This window comes from Haloprofundus salinisoli, assembly GCF_020097815.1.
Classification (GTDB): Archaea; Halobacteriota; Halobacteria; order Halobacteriales; family Haloferacaceae; genus Haloprofundus; species Haloprofundus salinisoli.
The window spans coordinates 1,139,032-1,156,560 of record NZ_CP083663.1 but is presented as its reverse complement, the minus strand read 5'-3'; the positions used below and the strand labels follow the sequence as shown (position 1 = coordinate 1,156,560).

17 protein-coding genes and 1 pseudogene are annotated in these 17,529 nt (G+C 66.5%); 8 read left to right on the top strand and 10 right to left on the bottom strand.

Annotated features, from left to right (window positions below; all coding sequences use genetic code 11):
• Positions 1-936, bottom strand: a complete 936-nt coding sequence (locus LAQ73_RS06135) for a replication factor A (protein WP_224270354.1) — start codon at positions 934-936, stop codon at positions 1-3.
• Between the two features lie 277 nt (positions 937-1,213).
• Here LAQ73_RS06135 and LAQ73_RS06130 point away from each other — a divergent pair, with 277 nt between their 5' ends.
• A complete protein-coding gene (locus tag LAQ73_RS06130; protein WP_224270353.1) occupies positions 1,214-1,495 on the top strand; it encodes a DUF7091 family protein in 282 nt (93 codons plus the stop codon).
• A 53-nt stretch (positions 1,496-1,548) separates the two neighbouring features.
• The gene (locus LAQ73_RS06125; RefSeq protein WP_224270352.1) at positions 1,549-2,559 is read left to right on the top strand and encodes a mannose-1-phosphate guanylyltransferase; all 1,011 of its coding nucleotides are present in this window, start codon (positions 1,549-1,551) and stop codon (positions 2,557-2,559) included.
• 12 nt (positions 2,560-2,571) lie between these two features.
• Here the strand turns inward: LAQ73_RS06125 and LAQ73_RS06120 are convergent, their stop codons facing one another.
• From LAQ73_RS06120 to LAQ73_RS06110, 3 genes and pseudogenes are all read right to left on the bottom strand, one after another.
• Entirely contained in the window at positions 2,572-3,357 is a 786-nt protein-coding gene (locus LAQ73_RS06120) for an SDR family oxidoreductase (RefSeq protein WP_224270351.1), read from the bottom strand.
• A 93-nt stretch (positions 3,358-3,450) separates the two neighbouring features.
• Positions 3,451-3,915, bottom strand: a pseudogene (locus LAQ73_RS06115) (Tfx family DNA-binding protein); the annotation flags it as partial.
• A gap of 87 nt (positions 3,916-4,002) precedes the next feature.
• The gene (locus tag LAQ73_RS06110) at positions 4,003-4,437 is read right to left on the bottom strand and encodes a TRAM domain-containing protein (protein ID WP_224270349.1); all 435 of its coding nucleotides are present in this window, start codon (positions 4,435-4,437) and stop codon (positions 4,003-4,005) included.
• A gap of 89 nt (positions 4,438-4,526) precedes the next feature.
• On the opposite strand from LAQ73_RS06110, the gene LAQ73_RS06105 reads away from it, so the two are divergent.
• A complete protein-coding gene (locus LAQ73_RS06105) occupies positions 4,527-5,213 on the top strand; it encodes a hypothetical protein (RefSeq protein ID WP_224270348.1) in 687 nt (228 codons plus the stop codon).
• 24 nt (positions 5,214-5,237) lie between these two features.
• Here LAQ73_RS06105 and LAQ73_RS06100 read toward each other — a convergent pair whose 3' ends face one another.
• A complete protein-coding gene (locus LAQ73_RS06100; protein WP_224270347.1) occupies positions 5,238-6,233 on the bottom strand; it encodes a radical SAM protein in 996 nt (331 codons plus the stop codon).
• Positions 6,234-6,508: 275 nt separating this feature from the next.
• Between LAQ73_RS06100 and LAQ73_RS06095 the strand changes: the two genes are divergently transcribed.
• The gene (locus tag LAQ73_RS06095) at positions 6,509-7,666 is read left to right on the top strand and encodes a DUF373 family protein (protein WP_224270346.1); all 1,158 of its coding nucleotides are present in this window, start codon (positions 6,509-6,511) and stop codon (positions 7,664-7,666) included.
• Positions 7,667-7,676: 10 nt separating this feature from the next.
• On the opposite strand, the gene LAQ73_RS06090 is transcribed toward LAQ73_RS06095, so the two are convergent.
• From LAQ73_RS06090 to LAQ73_RS06075, 4 genes are all read right to left on the bottom strand, one after another.
• Entirely contained in the window at positions 7,677-8,519 is an 843-nt protein-coding gene (locus LAQ73_RS06090; RefSeq protein WP_224270345.1) for a polyprenyl synthetase family protein, read from the bottom strand.
• Positions 8,520-8,798: 279 nt separating this feature from the next.
• Positions 8,799-9,746 (bottom strand): electron transfer flavoprotein subunit alpha/FixB family protein, encoded by a 948-nt coding sequence (locus LAQ73_RS06085; protein WP_224270344.1) that lies wholly within the window; start codon positions 9,744-9,746, stop codon positions 8,799-8,801.
• Positions 9,743-10,537 (bottom strand): electron transfer flavoprotein subunit beta/FixA family protein, encoded by a 795-nt coding sequence (locus LAQ73_RS06080; RefSeq protein WP_224270343.1) that lies wholly within the window; start codon positions 10,535-10,537, stop codon positions 9,743-9,745. Before LAQ73_RS06080 ends, LAQ73_RS06085 begins: the two co-directional genes overlap by 4 nt.
• A gap of 111 nt (positions 10,538-10,648) precedes the next feature.
• Positions 10,649-11,794 carry a helix-turn-helix transcriptional regulator gene (locus LAQ73_RS06075; protein WP_224270342.1) on the bottom strand — a complete coding sequence of 382 codons (1,146 nt, stop codon included), beginning with the start codon at positions 11,792-11,794 and terminating at the stop codon, positions 10,649-10,651.
• A 287-nt stretch (positions 11,795-12,081) separates the two neighbouring features.
• On the opposite strand from LAQ73_RS06075, the gene LAQ73_RS06070 reads away from it, so the two are divergent.
• Together LAQ73_RS06070 and LAQ73_RS06065 are read left to right on the top strand one after the other, a co-directional pair.
• Entirely contained in the window at positions 12,082-13,386 is a 1,305-nt protein-coding gene (locus tag LAQ73_RS06070; RefSeq protein ID WP_224270341.1) for a DUF7096 domain-containing protein, read from the top strand.
• A 129-nt stretch (positions 13,387-13,515) separates the two neighbouring features.
• Complete coding sequence (locus LAQ73_RS06065; protein ID WP_224270340.1) at positions 13,516-13,986, top strand: type IV pilin; 471 nt, start codon at positions 13,516-13,518, stop codon at positions 13,984-13,986.
• 96 nt (positions 13,987-14,082) lie between these two features.
• On the opposite strand, the gene LAQ73_RS06060 is transcribed toward LAQ73_RS06065, so the two are convergent.
• Positions 14,083-14,706 (bottom strand): methyltransferase domain-containing protein, encoded by a 624-nt coding sequence (locus LAQ73_RS06060; protein ID WP_224270339.1) that lies wholly within the window; start codon positions 14,704-14,706, stop codon positions 14,083-14,085.
• Between the two features lie 185 nt (positions 14,707-14,891).
• On the opposite strand from LAQ73_RS06060, the gene ahaH reads away from it, so the two are divergent.
• Together ahaH and LAQ73_RS06050 are read left to right on the top strand one after the other, a co-directional pair.
• Positions 14,892-15,224: an ATP synthase archaeal subunit H gene (ahaH, locus tag LAQ73_RS06055; protein WP_224270338.1), complete on the top strand. Its 333-nt coding sequence runs from the start codon at positions 14,892-14,894 to the stop codon at positions 15,222-15,224.
• Entirely contained in the window at positions 15,211-17,433 is a 2,223-nt protein-coding gene (locus tag LAQ73_RS06050) for a V-type ATP synthase subunit I (protein WP_224270337.1), read from the top strand. The genes ahaH and LAQ73_RS06050 overlap by 14 nt, the downstream gene beginning before the upstream one ends.
• Positions 17,434-17,529: the final 96 nt, after the last annotated feature.

Here is a 17,529-nt window from a genome sequence, read left to right as displayed (position 1 = left end):
TTACATCGACCTCGCTTTGATGAGCACGGCCTCGGCGTCGACCGGACCGGTGAGCTGTTCGAACTCGTTGACGAGCACGTAGCGCCCGAGCGTCGGCCCGGAGACGCGGTAGTAGCGTCCGAGCACGTCCTCGGCCATCTCGTCGGCGACGATGGTCGTGTCGAGCGCGTCCATCGCCATCTGTTTGGCCTCCTCCAGCGCGATGCCGGTGAGTTCCTCGGTCATCTCCTTGTTGAAGATGATCTCCTGGACTTCGTTGCCGTCGTCGAGGACGCCCTTGATGCGCAGGTCGAACTCGCCTTCGACGTTACCGTGCTCCGAACACCGGCCGTTCTGGAGCACGCGCGTGCAGCCCTCCTCGGGGCAGCGCTTGATGAGTCCCGACCCGCTCTGGATGTCGACGAAGGCGCCCTCGACGCTCACCGAGTCGTCGCCCACTTCGATCTCCTCGTCGAGTTCGGTGATGGTCGTCGTCCGGTTGAGCTTCACCGAGTACCGACCCTGGTACTCGTCGGTGACGACGTTCTGAAGCGAGTACACCGCTCCTTCCTCCAGTTCCGGAAGCTCTGACGTGGTGAACGAGACGAACTTGATGGTGCCGGACTCGTCGCCCAGCAGGCCGACCTGCGAGATGGAGTCGCTGCGCGGCTCCCACAGTTCGACGAGTTTGACCGTGAGGTCGACCCACTGCTCGTCCTCGTCGATGTCCGACACCTGGACGGCCTGGCTCCCGCCGCCGCCGGAGCGAATCGCGTCGCGTTCGAGTCCCGCCTCGTCGAGGTAGTGGTTGACGACGCTCCGTCGCGCTTCGTCCACGGGGACCTTGTACTCGTTGACGAGGTTGTCCAGTCGCTCTTCGATGTCGTCTTCGTCCACGTCGAGGTGGTCCGAGAACTGTTCCGCAATCTCCGCTGCGTGTGTACGCAAATCTGTCATGTGGTCTCACTGCCTCTTCTCTGGTTTTCTATGAGAGGCATACGCCCGTTGGCTCCTACTGGTATAAAAAGTTCCGGCACCGCAATGAAAGTGAAGACCGGTGGTTGGCGGCTTCTCTCGCCGCTCTGCGTCGGACGCGCGTCTGACACGCTGGGCGCTCGAATTCGGCCGTTTTGGCGGGTACTTTTGCCGACAATCGCCGGTCGTCCGTTCGACGAGCGAAAGTGAACGCATCGACTCCACGAGGATTATTACCGCTCGGCCGCAATCCGAGCGCATGGACCCGCGCCTCGAACGATTCGTCCGGCAGACGTTCCGCAAGGCGGGTCGGCAGTGGGCCGAGTCGAAACGCGCCTACCGCGAGGGACAGTCCGGCGGCGTCCCCGACGCGCTCCCCGTCGACGAGGAGGGCCGTGCCAAACTCGTCTGCCGCCGCTACGCCGAGCGGAGAGCCGTCGGCATCGACGACGAGGGTCGACCCTCCTGTTTCGACGCCGACCACCCCGACTGTCAGGGCTGTGCCGAAGACGTCCGCGCGGGCGTCGTCGAGACGTGGTGAGTTCTGTCGCTCGACTCCCCGGTAGTTTTGCTCCCCGCCCGAGTCCGTAGCCCATGGACAGACCGCTCGTCGCGCTCGTGCTCGCAGGCGGCACCGGCACCCGACTGTATCCCGCCAGCCGGAGCCACCGCCCCAAGCAGTTTCTCTCCGTGACCGGCGACGACTCGCTGCTCTCGCAGACGGCCGAACGCGCGAGTTTCGCCGACGACCTATTCGTCTGTACCCGCGCCGACTTCGCCGACGAAATTCCCGAGCACGCCCCCGAGGCGACGGTCCTCGTCGAACCCGAGGGGAAGGACACCGGCCCGGCGCTGACGTACGCAACCCACCGAATCCGCGAGGAAGTCGGCGACTGCGTCGTGCTCGTGCTCCCGAGCGACCACACGGTTTCCGGAAACTTCGAATCCGTCGCCCGCGCGGGTGCTCGCGTCGCCGCCGAGACGGGCGCGCTCGTCACCTTCGGCGTCGAACCGACGCGCCCCGACACGGGGTACGGCTACATCGAACCCGGCGAGAAGCGAGAAGAACCCGAACCGCACGCCGAACTCGCGGCGTTTCACGAGAAACCCGACGCCGAAACCGCGTCCGAGTACGTCGACGCGGGGTACCTATGGAACGCGGGTATCTTCGCGTGGACGCCCGACGCGTTCCTCACCGCCGCCCGCGACACCGAACTCGCGCCGCTCGTCGACGCGCTCGACGACGGCGACGCAGCGGGGGGATTCGCCGCCGTCGACGACGTGAGCGTCGACTACGCGGTGATGGAACGCACCGACCACGCCGCCGTCGTCTCCGCCACCTTCGACTGGGACGACTTGGGGTCGTGGGACGCCCTGGAGCGCGTGTTCGACGCGGACGAGGACGGCAACGTCGCGCTCGGTGACTACCTCGCCATCGACGCCGCGGATAACGTCGTCGCCAGCGACGACAAACACGTCTCCTTGGTGGGTGTGGAGGGACTGGCCGTCGTCGCCTACGACGACCGGGTGCTCGTGGTGTCGAAGGGAAGGGCACAGCGCGTTCGGGAGGTCGTTTCGGTGTTGAAGGAAGAAGGGCGGTTCTGACGCTCGGAGCGCTCAGGAGCGCATCTTTCCGCCGTCGACGGGGAGCGCGACGCCGTTGACGAAACTCGCGCGGTCGCTGGCGAGGAACGCGACGGTATCGCCCAACTCCTCGGGCTTGCCGATGCGACCCATCGGAATGCCGTCGGACCAGCCCTGCAGCCCCTCCTCGTAGCTGTCGACGTCGCCGCGTTCGACGGCGTCTTCGACCAGTTCCTCGACGCGCGAGGTCTCGTGTGCGCCCGGCAAGACGGCGTTGACTCGGACGTCCGGCGCGAGCTCCCGCGAGAGCGATTTGACGAGGCCGATGACGCCGCGGCGGACACTGTTCGAGAGGATGAGGTCGTCGATGACCTCGCGGACGCTCGTCGAGGTGATGCAGGTGATGGTGCCCGCGTCGCTCTCCTTCAGGTGGGGTTCGGCCTCCTTGACGGTCCAGACGGCGCTCATCACGAGCAGGTCGTACGCGTCGTACCAGTCTTCCTCGGACGTGTCGTCGAAACTGCCGCTCGGCGGACCGCCCGCGGAGGTGACGAGGTGGTCCAGTTGGCCGAACTCCTCGACGGTCGCCTCCACGAGCGCCGCGACGTCGTCGCGGTCGGTGAGGTCCGTCGGCACCGCGAGCACGTCGCCGTCGCCGACGGAGTCGAGCTCCTCGGCCGCCGCGTCGAGGCGCTCCTCGTCGCGGCCGCAGATGACCACGTGTGCGCCCTCCGCCGCCAGCGACTCGGCGCTCGCGTTACCGAGACCGCTCGAACTCGCCGTCAGCAGTGCTACGTCTCCGGATACTCCGAGATCCATGTTGTGTGGGAGGTGGCCCCACACAGAAAGCGTCTCCTAAGTCGGCAACCCCCGTGAGTGTCGTCCGTTTTCGCGCGTTCGTCTCTCGGTCGCTTACGCCGACCGCCGAACCCGAACCGCGCCTTCGCTCGTGACGCCGACGAGAAGCGGCACTCGAACCTCACGCCCGCGGATGGCGTCGCCCGCGGCGTCGCTGACGATCTTCATCAGATCCGGTGCGGTGTGGTTCACCTTGACGCCGGCGGCGTCGCAGGCGTCGTACACCCGCTTCGGGACGTCGTAGAGGTCGGTTCCTTCGGGGACTTCCACGCGGACTGGGGCGGTCAGCGCCTCGGCGAACGCCACCGTCTCGCGGGCTTTCTCGACGTTGTCGCGGGCGCTTGCTTCGATGCTGGAGACGTTCGCGCGCGAAGTGCCGAGAAACTCCGCGATGTCGGACTGGCGGACGCCGCGCTCGCGGAGCGCGAGCACCTCGGCCTGTCGCTGCGTCAGGACGCTCTCGTCGGGCGCAAAGCCCGCCTGTTGGAGTATCTCGGTCACGTCCTGTTCGTCCATACGCGTGCGTCGAACGCCGTCGTGAAAAAGGGTACAGAAAAACCGAAAGTCGGAACTGTCCGTGGGTGCCGCGTCGGCGGCGAGCGCTGCTTACGAGCCCCAGAAGTTGTCGCGGCTGCCGAGCGCCGTGGGCCGCTTCGGCCCCTCGTCGTCGCCGCTCCGTTCGGGCTCCGGCTCTTCCTCCTCGGGGTCCATCGGGAGTCGCTCCACCTCGTCGGCGCGGGCGTGACTCGATTTCACCTTCGTGATCTTCACCAGCGCTCGCGCGTCGGGGAGAATCCCGTCGACGAACACGATGAACCCGTCTTCGGTCCGCCCGACGCCCGCGCCGCTCTCGTGGATGTCGGTCACTTCGACGACGACCTCCTCACCGGGTTTGACGGGTTGTTGCTTCAGGTCGCGGATGGGCATGCTGTAATGGTTGCACCACTCGGCCCCGCCGCGGTCACCGTAGTGTTGACATCCCATCCCTTGGATTCGCTCTGAAAAACTCGGGCATTCGTCGGCCAGTGGACAGTCCGGCATGGACGTAACTACTCAGGGTGCGGTCTAAACGCTTGTGTATCGCCCTCCGGGTCGAAACCCGTTTTGCCGCTCCGACCGAACGCCGCCCCATGAGCCGACGCGTCCCGGAGTTCGCGCTCGTCGCCGGGGCGTTTCTCTCGCTGTCGCTTCTCGTCTCGTCGCTCGTCCTCTCCGGCGACGTGCTGCGGTCGACGCTCGCCGCCGTCGCCCTCGGCTACCCGTTCGCCGCCTACGCCGTCGTCCACGACGAGGACCCGACGAACGTCCTCCCGCCGACGGCCGTACTCGCGCTCGGCGGGCTCGTCGGCCTCGTCCTCCTCGGTGAGGCGACGCTGGGCGGCGTTCGGGCGTTGACGCCGGTGGCGGGAGTCACGTTCGGCGTGCTACTGGCGCTTTTGGCGCTGTTACCGCCGCTTGCCTACTATCTTCGGTACGGGTCGCCGCTGAACCCGCTCTCGCCCGCACGAACCGCGTTCGGCTGTCTCGGCTTCGCCGTCGGACTTCTCGCGGTCGGCTCCTTCGCCGACACCGTGCTGTACGCGACGGCGGACGCGCTCCTCGTCTCGCTCACCGGCGCGCTGTACGCCGCTCGTAAGGGCGTCGTTCCGTCGCCGTCGACCCGCCGACTGTTGATCTTCGGCGGCGTCGCCGCGGGCGTCTGTCTGCTCGCCGCCGGCAGCGTGCTCGGCGTGACGCTCGACGAGTGGGTCGTCGTCGCAGCGGCGCTCGTGTTCGGCCCGAGTGCGTACTACGCGCTCACCGTGGAGTACGTCTGAGAACCCGGAGCCCCTCGACCGAATCTACGCCAACGGCGTCCGCTCGACCACGGTACCGTCGACGGTCGGATACTGCTCGACGATTTCGCCTTTCTCCACGTCGCCCTCCTGAACCATCTCTTCGAGCAGCCACCACGCGAGTTCGACGTGGTCGGACTTGACGGTGTAGAACTCCTCGGGGACGCCGAGTTCCCGGAGGCGCGCTTCGGGCTCCCACGTCTTGCCGTAGACGAGGGTGCCGTCGTCGGTTATCTCGTCGAACTCCCGGCGGATGTTGCGGGCCATCCGCTTCAAGCGGTTTCTGTGCTGGGCGGCGTCCTTGAACACGGAGGTACAGAAGTAGACGCGCTCGTGGTCGCCCATCACGTCCAAGATCGCCTCTTTCGAGCCGTCGACGGCCGACATGTGACCCTCTTGGAGTTCGTAGCCCTTCTCCTGCATCCGGCGATAGTTTCCGTCGGACATCTCGAACTCGTTGATGTTGCAGAAGTCGGCCGCGCCCTCGTCGAGGAACTCCAGGAACTCCTCCTCGGCGCGGATACCGGGAATCTCGAAGGCGGGCGTCAGCCCCTCCTCGCGGGCGATGTACAGGATCTCCTCCCATTCGGTGCCGTGCATCTCGCCCCACAGCTCCAGCGGCGGGTGGAACCGAATCTCGTCGAGGCCGGCTTCCGAGAGGCGGCGCATGTTCTCGCGGCCGCCCGTGATGCCCGTGTAGAGGTGGGTGTGGTGGTCCTCGCCGAACTCCGATTTCAGCAGGCGGAGGTACCGACAGGTCTTGTCGAGCGCCTCCTGCGGTTCGCCGCCTGTGATGGAGGTACCGAGCGCGTCCATCCGCTTGGCCTCGCGGACGATATCCTCGTCTTCCTCGACGAGACGCTCGTTTGCGTACACGTCGGTGACGTTCTTTCGGTTCTCGCCGAGAGGGCAGTAGAAACAGTCCCGCTGGTCACAGTACCCGTAGACGAAGAGCACCATCTTGCCTCCCATAGCGCACTGTTCGCAGCCCTTCGAAATCATTCGCTTGTTAGCGGTGTATTCGGCGCAGCGTCAAAAGGCGTGCGACTCGTCTCTCGACTGCGTGTGCTGCGTGTTCCCATTCGGCGCGTCCTTCGCTCTGTGACCGCTATTCGTCGGCATCGGCGTGTTCTTTCTCGTCGCCGGTGGCGCTCGTCTCTGTCGAACCGCTGCCGACTCCGAGGAGCGCTCTTGCCCCTCGAACGCCGATAACCGGCCGACCGGAGACCACCCACGCTCCCGAAAACAAATATAGCATGCTGGCGTAGCCGCTGACGATGCTGCTCGTCCTCTGTGTCGACCTCGACGACGACCTCGGCCGCAAGACCGGTATGAAGACGCCGGTTGTGGGCCGAGAGGCCGTCGAGGAGGCCGCGGTGGCGCTCGCAACCGCCGACCCGGAGGACTCCGACGTGAACGTGCTGTTCCAGGGCATCCACGTCCACGACGACCTCCTCGCGGAGTTCGAAGACGGCGCCCCGGAGGACGCCGAGGAGGTCGAAGTCGCCGCCGTCACCGGCCTCAACGGCAACGACGTGAAGGCCAACCGCGCCGTCGGCGAGGAGGTCGACGAGGTGCTGGCGAGCCTCCAGACCGGCGAGAACGTCCGCGCCGTCGTCATCACCGACGGCGCACAGGACGAGTCCGTGCTGCCGGTCATCCGCTCGCGGGTCCCCATCGACAGCGTCCGCCGCGTCGTCGTCCGGCAGGCCCAGGACCTGGAGTCGATGTACTACACCATCAAGCAGGTGCTCGACGACCCCGAGACCCGCGGGACGATTCTCGTCCCTCTCGGCATTCTCCTGCTCATCTACCCGTTCGTCACCATTGCGACGCTGTTCGACATCGAGGGGGCGACCGTGCTCGGCCTCATCTCCGCCTTGCTGGGACTCTACGTCCTCTTTCGGGGACTCGGAATGGAGCGGTTCGTCGACGACGCCGCGGCGCGTGCGCGCAACATCCTGTACGCCGGACGGGTGACGCTCATCACGTACGTGGTCGCCGCGGCCCTCATCATCGTCGGTGGTGCGCAGGGCGTCGAAACCATACGGGCCGTCGAAAGCGCCGTGGGCGGGTCGCTCACGGTACCGGCGCTGCTCGCGGCGTTCGTCCACGGGGCGGTGCAGTGGTTCGCCGCCGCGGGCATCACAAGCAGCCTCGGGCAGGTGACCGACGAGTATCTCGTCGACGAGTTCAAGTGGCGCTACCTCAACGCGCCGTTCTACGTCGTCGCCATCGCACTCGTGCTGTACGCCCTGTCGGGTTTCTTCCTCTCGGGACTGTTCCCGTCCGGCGAGTCGGTGGCGCTGGTCCGGACGCTCTCGTTGACGGATCTCGCGCTGGCGCTCACGGCGGGGACGCTCCTCGGGGTGTTGAGCACGCTCACCTTCGCCATCGCGGAGTCGAAGTACCCGACTGGGGCCGAACCCGCCTGAGCGTCGAGAATCAGCGCTCGCGCACGACGACGAACTCCGCGAGGTCGCGGAGGTACTCGCGCGCGGCGGAGTCGGGTACGTCGGTCGCGTCGAGTGCGTCCAGCGCCGCCTCCGACTGCGCGTGCGCACGACCGTCGGCCTCCTCGGGCGTCATGTCCGTAATCTGGACGAGCGACGGGCGTTCCATCACCTCGTCTTGACCGGCGGGTTTGCCGAGGTCGTCGGCGTCGGCCGTCGCGTCCAGCACGTCGTCACGAATCTGAAAGGCGATGCCGACGCGCTCTGCGTACTCGCCGAACGACTCGACGGCGAACGGGTCGGCCCCGCCCGCCACCGCGCCGACCTCGGCGGCGGCGCGGAACAGCGCGCCCGTCTTGCGGCGTGCGAGTTCCATGTACTCCTCTTCGTTCGTCGGTTGGGCGACGAGTTCGGTCGCTTCGCCCTCGCCGAGTTCGACCATCGACTCGGCGACGATCTGCATCGCTTGCTCCTCGGTCGAAAAGAGTGCGAACGCCTCGCCGAGTAGGCCGTCGGAGGCGAGAATCGCCGTCCCGTAGCCGTACTCGGCCCACGCGCTCGGCGTCCCTCGGCGGAGGTCCGAGCGGTCGATGATGTCGTCGATGACGAGTGAAGCGTTGTGGACGAGCTCGACGCCGACGGCGAAGTCGACGGCGTCGGCGGGGTCGCCGCCGACCGCCTCGCAGACGAGGAGCGTCACCGTGGGTCGCACGCGTTTGCCCCCCGCGAGGGAGACGTGGCCGAGCTGCCCGGCCAACTCGTCGGGTTCGACCGACTCGACGACCGCTTCGAGGCGGTCGTTGACCATCGCGACCCGGCGCTCCAAATACTCCATTATCGGACGGGTAGGGACGGTCAGGGAAGTACGTACCGAAACACGGAGAAAAGGAGGTCGCCACTTGGTGTCTTTCCTCGGCCGATTTCACGTGGGATTGGTCCGCGACCGAGGCCATTCACAGGACGCGGTCCCGTCGCGTGCGAAAATCGCAGAGCGATTTTCGGCCGACGAACGAATGGAAGCGCGGCTTGCCGCGCTGAAATGAGTGAGGAGTGCTTTTGGTCGAGATTTTGCCGAGGGCCGCCGGAGGCGGTCCGCAGCGCAAAAGGTCGGGGTTCAGGAGAACTGCTCGATGAGCGCCGGCACCACGTCGAAGAGGTCGCCGACGATGCCGTAGTCGGCGATGTCGAAGATGGGCGCGTTCGGGTCGGTGTTGATGGCGACGATGGTGTCGGAGCCTTTCATCCCGGCGACGTGCTGGACCGCTCCGGAGATGCCGACCGCGAGGTAGACGTCGGGGGTGACGACCTTACCGGACTGGCCGACCTGCCGGTTCGGCGGGAGCCACCCGGCGTCGACGATGGGGCGCGACGAGGAGAGCGTCGCACCGAGGGCGTCGGCCAACTCCTCGACGAGCTCGAGGTTCTCCTCCTCTTCGATACCGCGGCCGACAGAGACCAAGACGTCTGCATCGGTGATGTCGACGTCGCCGCCGGCGACTTCCTCGAAGCCGAGCACGCGAGAGCCGAGTTCGCCGTCGGGACTGTAGTCGAACGCCGAGATCTCGGCGTCGCCGGCGTCGACGGCGGCGGGCCACTCGCCGCCGCGAATCGTGACGGCGACGCGTTCGGCGTCGACGTCGACGGTCGTCTCGACCTTCGAGCCGTACATCTCGCGGGTCGCGGTGAGCCCGTCGTCGTAGTCGAAGTCGACCGCATCCGAGACGAGCGGCAGGTCGAGCGCGTTGGCGACCGCCGGTGCGTAGTCGAGGCCGTTGACGCTGTTTGGCATCAACAGGACTGTGGGCTCGACGTCGGCGTACAGCGCCTCGACCGCGCCCGCGTACACGTCGTGATTGAACTCCTCGCCGTTCTCGACGGTGTGGACGGTGTCGACGCCCGCGAGGTTGAGGTTCTCGGCGAACCCGTCGATGTCGCCGCTGATGACCGCGACGTGGAGGTCGCCGCCGGTCGCGTCGGCGACTTGGCGGCCCGCGGTAACGAGTTCGTAGCTCACGTCGCGGAGGTCACCGCGGCGGTGGTCGGCGACGGCGAGGACCGTCATTGTGCGCCCACCCCCTTCTCGCGGAGGATCTCCGCAAGTTGAGCCGCCGCCCCCTCGGCGTCACCCTCGAAGATGGTGGCGTCCGATTCGCTCTCGGGTTCGCTCATTCCCGTGAGTTCGATGGGGCTGTCGAGCGCGGAGGCGTCGAGTCCGAGCTCGGCGAGGCCCATTGGAGCGATCTCCTTGCGCTGGGCCTGGCGGATGCCGCGAAGGCTCGCGTAGCGGGGGTCGTTGATACCCGTCTGGATGGTGAACACCGCGGGGAGGTCGACTTCGGTGAGTTCCTCGACGCCGCCTTCGAGTTCCCGGCGGACGTTGGCGACGCCGCTGTCGGCGTCTAATTCGAGCTTGTTGACGACGGCGGCCCACTCGAAGCCGACTTCGTCGGCGACGGAGACGCCCGTCGCACCGAAGCCGTCGTCGGACGCCTGGACGCCCGTCAGCACGAGGTCCGGCTGTTCCTGTTCGACGACGGCGGCGAAAAGGCGCGTCTTCGCGGCCACGTCGAGGAGTTGGACGTCCTCGAAGGCGTCGTCCCAGACGCGAATCGCGCGGTCTGCACCCTTGGCGAGCGCCATCCGAATCGTCTCCTCGCTGCGTTCGGGGCCGATGGTGACGCTGACGACCTCGACGTCGTCGCCCGCCTCCGCTATCTGAACCGCCTCCTCGACGGCGTAGTCGTCCCACTCGTTGAGGTCGTACTCGAGGTACGCCTCGTCGATTCCGAGCCCGTCGATCTCGAAGTCGTCTTCGACTTCGGCGATTTCCTTGACGGTTACGAGAATCTTCATCATCAACCACTACCTCTACTCGCCGGTAAACGTTTTCGGAACGAGAGGGCGGTACGTGACGACGTACGACAAATTCTCACTCGTCTTCGAGTACGAGCTGCGGACGACGTCTCAGTTCTCGCCGTCGCCGTTCCCGTTTCCGTGCTCGCCGGGCAGCGAAATCAGATTCTCGCGGCCGAGGCGGAGCTTCTCGACTCGTCCCTCCTCGGCCAGAGAGGAGAGCAGTTGTGACACTTTCGCGTCGGACCAGCCGGTTTCGGCGACGATGTTCGTCTGTCGCATCCGACCGCCGTTGCGTTCGAGAAGGTGTTCGACCCGTTCGCCGTCCGAGAGCAGCGAGAGGTCGACGTCGTCGTCCTCCTCCGGTTCCTCCGACGGCGGATCGGCGACTGACGCACCGCCGCCGGTCGCGCGCGGCGGTGGTGTCGTCGTCGGCCCGTCGACGGTGACTACCTCCCCGTCGACCTCCTCGAACCCCTGCCGGCGTCGGAGGACGACCGCAGCGAGCATCGCCGCGAAGACGAGCACCGCGCCGACGCCCGCGATGAGCGTGAGGTCACCCGAGCCGTCTCCTCCCGGTGTCAACCGTCCCGACCCCGGTGAGTCGTACGAGATGTCGATGACGCTGCCGTCTCCGGAGCGGTCGGTGAACTCTCGGGGACCGTCGACGATGACAGTGGTGCCGTCGCGGGTGCGAGCCGGGAAGCTCACGTCCTGGGAGTTCCAGCCGTCCGGTGCTTCGATTATGAGCCGCTGGTCCGCTTCGAGACGGGGGAACCACGTCCCGCCGTCGGGCGTCTCGAACGCGTCGCCGACTCTGAGGTCCTGGTCGCCCCGGTAGGCGAACTTCGTCCACGTGAACGTCATGTTCAGCACGCCGGTGTCGTTCTCGACGGTGCCTCGGTAACTGACGTTTCGAATCTCCATCTCACGGCCCGTCGCCTCCGACGAGAGCGCGGCGAACTGCTCGAACGTCCGCTCGTCCAGGGTCGCATTGGCCTCGCCCGCGCGGAGGTCCGAGACGAACTGCTCGAACGCTGCGCTGCTGGTGTTGTCGCTCAGCGGATACCGCGTGATGACCGACCACCTTGCGTCGCCGTTGCGCTTGATGGCGATGACGAGTTCCGTGTCCGGCGGTTCTTCGGCCTGTAGCAGCGTCGCTCTTTGCCCGTCGTCGGAATCGACGACGGCAGCGGCCGGTGGAGCGAAGCCGGCTGAGAAGACGAGGAAGGCGAGCACGAGGGCGGCATACCGCATACAGTTCACCAACTCTCGGGGGGATGTCAAAACGCTTTCCATCGGATGGCCGACAGGCGCTCTGCGCCGGACGTCGCCACGCGACGAGCGTCGCCGCACGACGGCGGCATCTGTTCCGACGACCGTCGCCGACACCCGCTCGTAGGCTCGGAGGTAGCGCTCACTACGCTTCGGCACCAGTCGACGTCGTCGGATTCGGGCGCTGGCTCGCCGCCGCTTCCTGTCGACGAACCGTCGCGTGTCGGACAGCGACCGGTTTTAATATGATGACTGTGTACGCGCCGTTGATGAGACAGCCCGCCGCTTTGCTCACTGCCCTTCTCCTCCTCATCTCGTCTGTCGGCGGCGTCGCCGTCGCAACGCCGCCCGCCGCGGAGTCATCGACGTCCCTCGCCACGGAGCCGGAACCGTCGCTCGCCGAGATCGACAACGAGACGAGCGTCCTGATGCTGGACGAAGACGATTCCAACGCGGCGTTCGGGGCGTCGTCGGCGAACCTGAGCGCCTCGTTGGCCGTTCGAGAGACGCGGGTTCGCTCCGACCTCGGGACGCGAACGACCGAACAACGATTCGCCGCGATGGAGAACGAAAACGAGCGCCGCAAGGCCGTGTTGCGAGCGCTGACCGAGCTCGAAATCCGCGTCGACGACCTCCGATCCGAGGAGCGAGCGGCCCTCGCCGCCCACACCGACGGCGAGATTACGGCCGCGCAACTGCTGGTTCGGTTGGCGCACGTCCACACCGAAGCGGCCGAGCTCCGAGCGAACGCCACGATGCTCGCGCGGACCGCCGACGGCATCGACGGCTTCTCTATCGACGGGCGGGTCGGGTCGGTACAACTCGAGCTCCAGACGATGCGCGGACCGATTCGAGAGCGTGCCGCCGCCGCCCTCCGCGGCGGCGCCCACCCCGTCCGGACCTACGTACAGACGACGGCCAACGGCGTCGTCCTCTCGATGATCGACGACGGCGTCTACGTCCGCGAGGTGTACGACGCCTCGAAGCGCACCTCCGGTGCGTCCGGCCGAATCACGGTCGGCGAACTCCCCGACGTGATGGAACGGGCGTACCCGGCCATCATGCAACGCGGCGAGTTCAACAGTCCGACGGGTGTACAGGCCAGCAACATCTTCGTCGGGAAGGTTCGGTACGCCGGCGGCGACCTCACCGCGTACGTCGACCGCGGCCACGACGGACGAGTGTTCAGAGAGATACAGCGCATCCGTCTCGACAACGTCCACGTCGCGCAGTCGACCAACGGCACCCGCTCGGGGCTCGAACTCCGCGTCAATCCGACGTACGCCGGCGGGCCGCTCCGCATCGAACTCGTCAACGCCGCCACCGGCGACCCCGTCCAAGGAAACATCAGCATCGGCCGACCCGAGAGCAACGAACAACCGACGTTCCTCGGCCGCACTAACGCCGACGGCGTCCTCTGGACGACGGCCCCCGACGACGGGTTCGTCGTCCAGGCGATTCGGGGGAACTCGTTCGTCTCCATCGAACTCACGCCCGACGACCCGATGAACGTCGGCGACCCGAACGACTCGCTCGCGCCGCCGACGGACGCCCGCACCGTGGCCGACGCGTAGTTCCGAGTCGACGCGTCACTCCATCGAACCCCTCCGGTTTCCGCTTCTCGTCGGCGCAGTCGAGTCGCCGCCGCCATCGGCGCTCGGCGCTGCGTACATTTATCACCGAGAGCCAGGCTACCCCGTCGCGTGTCGACTCGCGCCCGCGCCTCGGTTTCTACCGTCGGAACCGCGCTGTTGCTGTTGCTCTTGGTCGGCCTCGCGGCCAGCGTCGGGGCCGTCGCACTCGAACACGCCGAGACCACCGCCGACGGCGGAACGCAGGCGGCGCTGTCGCTCACCGCCACCGGCGAGACGTTGCAGTTCGTCCATCGGGGCGGCGAGACGCTGGACGTGCGGCGACTCGACCTCCGGGTTCGCGTCGACGGGAGGCCGCTCGACCACCATCCGCCGGTTCCGTTCTTCTCCGCGGACGGCTTTCGTCCCGGGCCGACCGGCCCGTTCAACGCCGCCGCAAGCCCCGAGTGGCGCGCCGGCGAGACGGCATCGGTCACCGTCGCCGGGACGAACGACCCGGAACTACCCGTCGGGTCGTCGGTGACCGTCGGCGTGCGGTACGCAGGCCGACCGCTCGTCACGCTCTCGGCAGCCGTTCGATGAGCGGCAGTTCGAAACGGCGCTCGCCCGACGAACGAGGCTCCGTGGAAAAGTCGGTCGAGCAGTCTCGTCGCTCGGAGCTGCCGTCGTCGCTCGCCGCTACTTTTCGGGTGCGCGAGCGACCGTGGTGATGGCGATGTCGGGGTCGTACGACGGCCCCATCAGCACGTGTTCGACGTCCTCGAAGCCCGCCTGTTCGAACATCCGGTCGGCCTCCTCCTCGTCGTAGAACAGCATGATGGAGTCGGCGACTTTCTGCATGACGGTCGTCTTCGGGTAGTTCGGGCCGACGACGAGCACCTGCTGGCCGGGTTTGACGACGCGACGGAACTCTTCGAGCGCGTCGACCGGGTTCGGCCAGTACTCGATGGACCCGGAGGACCAGACGACGTCGAAACTGTCGTCTCTGAACGGAAGCCGCTCGGCGTCGCCGCGGTAGAACTTGACCTTGTCGCGCTTGCCGAACTTCTGGAACGCCTTCTCCATCTGGTGGATGCTCTGGTCGATACCGTGGACGTCGTCGGTGTGCTGGAGCAGGCCTTCGGTGCCGAACCCGGTGCCGCAGCCGACGTCGAGAACGCGGTCACCCCGTTCGATGTCGAGAAGTGCCAGCGCTTCCGCGCGCATCTCTTCGTTCCAGATGAACGGGTTGACCTGATCGTACACCTTCGAGAGGTACTTGTAGAACAGCCGCGCCCGTCCTTTGTCCTCGAGGATACCCATTGCCGGCGGTTCGGACTCGGTGGGCATAATCCTGCGGATTCTCCGATACCGACGGGTTCGACGGTCCCAGGCGGCGTCGCGTGTCGCCGCGGCCCCGGAACAGCTATGTGCGTCCGCCGAATCGCCCGATTGCTTCCGCAAACACCTTATACGGCCGTGGTGCAACGTTCCAACGATTAGTGAGTATGCCGAGACCAGAGGTTCTCGAACGGATTAAGTCGGCCGAATCCGACGCCGGCGACATCATCGCGCAGGCTGAGCGCGAGCGCGACGAACTGATCTCCGACGCCCGCGATCGCGCCGAGCAGATTCGGGCCGAGGCAGAAGCGGAGGCATCCGAGACGGAGGAGCGCCGCCTCGAGGAGGCTCGCGAAGATATCGAGGCCGAACGCGAGCGGATAATCGAAGAAGGCGAACGCGCTCGCGAGGAGCTCGTCTCCGAGGCGCAGTCGAACGTCGAGGAGGCGGTGGAGTACACGGTAGAGCGGTTCGAGGAGGCGGTGCATGCTCAGACCTGAGCAGATGAGCAAGGTCTCGGTTACCGGGGCCAAACGGTTCATGGACGACGTCATCGAGGCGACCCACGAGTTGAACTTGCTGGACGTCTCCGACTACGACGGCTCCTGGGAGGGGTTCTCACAGGGGACGCCCGTCGAGGGCGCGGAGACGGCCTCCGACAAACTCGTGACGGTCCGTTCGCTCGAAAGCATCCTCGACGTCGACGAGGAGGACGCGGGACCGACCCGCATCGTCACCGACGAAGCGCTGGAAGCCGAGCTCGCGGAGGTCCGCGCGGAGGTCAACGAACTCGACGACCGCCGCGACGAACTCCGCGACGAACTGCGAAGCATCCAGGAGGATATCGACGCCGTCGAACCGTTCGCGGACCTCGGCATCGACCTCGACCTGCTGTCGGGCTACGACACGCTGCAAGTCGCGGTCGGCGAAGGTGACCGCGACGACGTCGAACACTCGCTCGTCGCCGCCGACAGCGTCGAAGCGTTCGAGATTCACGAGGGCGACGACGTGTTCGCCGTCTTCGCGTACCCCGCAGACGGCGCGGGCGAAGACGCGCTCGACGAGGCGCTCGTCGGCACCGACTTCTCGACGTACGACGTTCCCGAATCGCAGTCGAGCCCCGAGGAGTACGTCGGCGAACTCCGCCACCGCAAACAGCAACTCGAGTCGCGGCTGACGACGGTCGACGACGAACTCGAAGAGGTCAAAATCGACGCCGCGGGCTTTCTGCTCGCCGCCGAAGAACAGCTCTCCATCGAGGTCCAGAAGACCGAAGCGCCGCTCTCGTTTGCGACGACGGAGAACGCCTTCGTCGCCGAGGGGTGGATTCCGACCGAACGATACACGCAGTTTGCGAGCGCGCTCCGCGACGACGTCGGTCAACACGTCGAAGTCGAGGAGATCCAGCGCGCGAGCTTCACGAGCGACGGGCAGGAGGCCACCCGCGAACAGGTGCCGAGCGGCACCGGCGGGGAACCGACCGCCGCCGACGGCGGCGCGGACGAACCGGAAGCGCGCGCCGACGGGGGAAGCGTCGTCACGAAGAACGACGACCCGCCGGTCGTCCAAGACAACCCCGGCGCGGTCAAGCCGTTCGAGGTCTTGGTCAACGCGGTCAGCCGACCGAAGTACAGCGAGTTCGACCCGTCGGTGTTCGTCTTCCTGACGTTCCCCGTCTTCTTCGGGTTCATGATCGGCGACCTCGGTTACGGGATCATCTACACCGCTATCGGGTACTATCTCTACAGCCGGTTCGAGGACCGTCCGGCCTTCAGGAGCATGGGCGGCATCACGCTGTTCGCCGGCGCGTTCACCATCCTGTTCGGCATCCTCTACGGCGAGATATTCGGGCTGCACCAGCTCGGCGCGCTGATCTGGGGCGGCCACCCGCCGATGGAGAAGGGTCTCTCGCCCGCCGGCATTAGCTGGGCTATCGGCTGGCTCGTCGTGAGCATCTTCGTCGGCATCGTCCACCTCAACATCGGGTGGATTCTCGACTTCTTCGAGGTCGCCGAACACCACGACCTGAAGCACGCCGTCCTCGAGAGCGGCTCGTGGCTGCTGATGATGAACGGGCTGTGGGTCTGGATCTTCAGCCAGCACGTCGCGAGCGCAAAACCCGCGTTCCTGTTCACGCTGTTCGACGGCACCGGCGCTGCGCCAGAGTCGAACCAGCAGTACATGCAGGCGATGTTCGAGCTCGGCTTCAACGGGTTCCCGGCGACGGTCGGTCTCGTCGGCTTAGGGGCGTTCGCTGTCGGATTCGTCCTCTTGGCCATCGCCGACCTCGCGGAGGTCGTCGAGTTCCTCAACGTGCTCGTGAACGTGCTCTCGTACGCCCGTATCGGCGCAGTGCTGCTCGCGAAGGCCGGGATGGCGCTCGCGGTCAACCTGCTCGTGTTCGGCGCGTATCAGCACGACGGTGAGATTCACTTCCTCATCGACCACGGCCCGCAGTGGGTCGTCGAACACTACGGCGCGGAGGCCATCATGTTCGGCGGCCTGTTCCACGGCGGGGCGGCGCTGTTCCTCGTGGGCATCGTCGTGCTCATCCTGGGCCACGCGCTGGTGCTGACGCTCGGTATCACGAGCGCCGGTCTGCAGGCGGTCCGTCTCGAGTACGTCGAGTTCTTCGGCAAGTTCTACGAGGGCGGCGGCCGCGAGTACGAACCGTTCGGCTACGACCGCAAGTACACCACCGAAGACTGACCGCCCCGCGGCGTTCGACTTCGGTTCTCTCTTCTGCTGACGACAATTTTCTCCAGTCTGTGACACCGGGTAGCAAACGCCGTAGCGGGCGGTTTG

Coding starts and splice junctions, on each gene's coding strand:
- LAQ73_RS06135 (WP_224270354.1), bottom strand. CDS start 936: ATGACAGATTTGCGTACACACGCAGCGGAGATTGCGGAACAGTTCTCG.
- LAQ73_RS06130 (WP_224270353.1), top strand. CDS start 1,214: ATGGACCCGCGCCTCGAACGATTCGTCCGGCAGACGTTCCGCAAGGCG.
- LAQ73_RS06125 (WP_224270352.1), top strand. CDS start 1,549: ATGGACAGACCGCTCGTCGCGCTCGTGCTCGCAGGCGGCACCGGCACC.
- LAQ73_RS06120 (WP_224270351.1), bottom strand. CDS start 3,357: ATGGATCTCGGAGTATCCGGAGACGTAGCACTGCTGACGGCGAGTTCG.
- LAQ73_RS06110 (WP_224270349.1), bottom strand. CDS start 4,437: ATGCCGGACTGTCCACTGGCCGACGAATGCCCGAGTTTTTCAGAGCGA.
- LAQ73_RS06105 (WP_224270348.1), top strand. CDS start 4,527: ATGAGCCGACGCGTCCCGGAGTTCGCGCTCGTCGCCGGGGCGTTTCTC.
- LAQ73_RS06100 (WP_224270347.1), bottom strand. CDS start 6,233: ATGATTTCGAAGGGCTGCGAACAGTGCGCTATGGGAGGCAAGATGGTG.
- LAQ73_RS06095 (WP_224270346.1), top strand. CDS start 6,509: ATGCTGCTCGTCCTCTGTGTCGACCTCGACGACGACCTCGGCCGCAAG.
- LAQ73_RS06090 (WP_224270345.1), bottom strand. CDS start 8,519: ATGGAGTATTTGGAGCGCCGGGTCGCGATGGTCAACGACCGCCTCGAA.
- LAQ73_RS06085 (WP_224270344.1), bottom strand. CDS start 9,746: ATGACGGTCCTCGCCGTCGCCGACCACCGCCGCGGTGACCTCCGCGAC.
- LAQ73_RS06080 (WP_224270343.1), bottom strand. CDS start 10,537: ATGAAGATTCTCGTAACCGTCAAGGAAATCGCCGAAGTCGAAGACGAC.
- LAQ73_RS06075 (WP_224270342.1), bottom strand. CDS start 11,794: ATGCGGTATGCCGCCCTCGTGCTCGCCTTCCTCGTCTTCTCAGCCGGC.
- LAQ73_RS06070 (WP_224270341.1), top strand. CDS start 12,082: ATGAGACAGCCCGCCGCTTTGCTCACTGCCCTTCTCCTCCTCATCTCG.
- LAQ73_RS06060 (WP_224270339.1), bottom strand. CDS start 14,706: ATGGGTATCCTCGAGGACAAAGGACGGGCGCGGCTGTTCTACAAGTAC.
- ahaH (WP_224270338.1), top strand. CDS start 14,892: ATGCCGAGACCAGAGGTTCTCGAACGGATTAAGTCGGCCGAATCCGAC.
- LAQ73_RS06050 (WP_224270337.1), top strand. CDS start 15,211: ATGCTCAGACCTGAGCAGATGAGCAAGGTCTCGGTTACCGGGGCCAAA.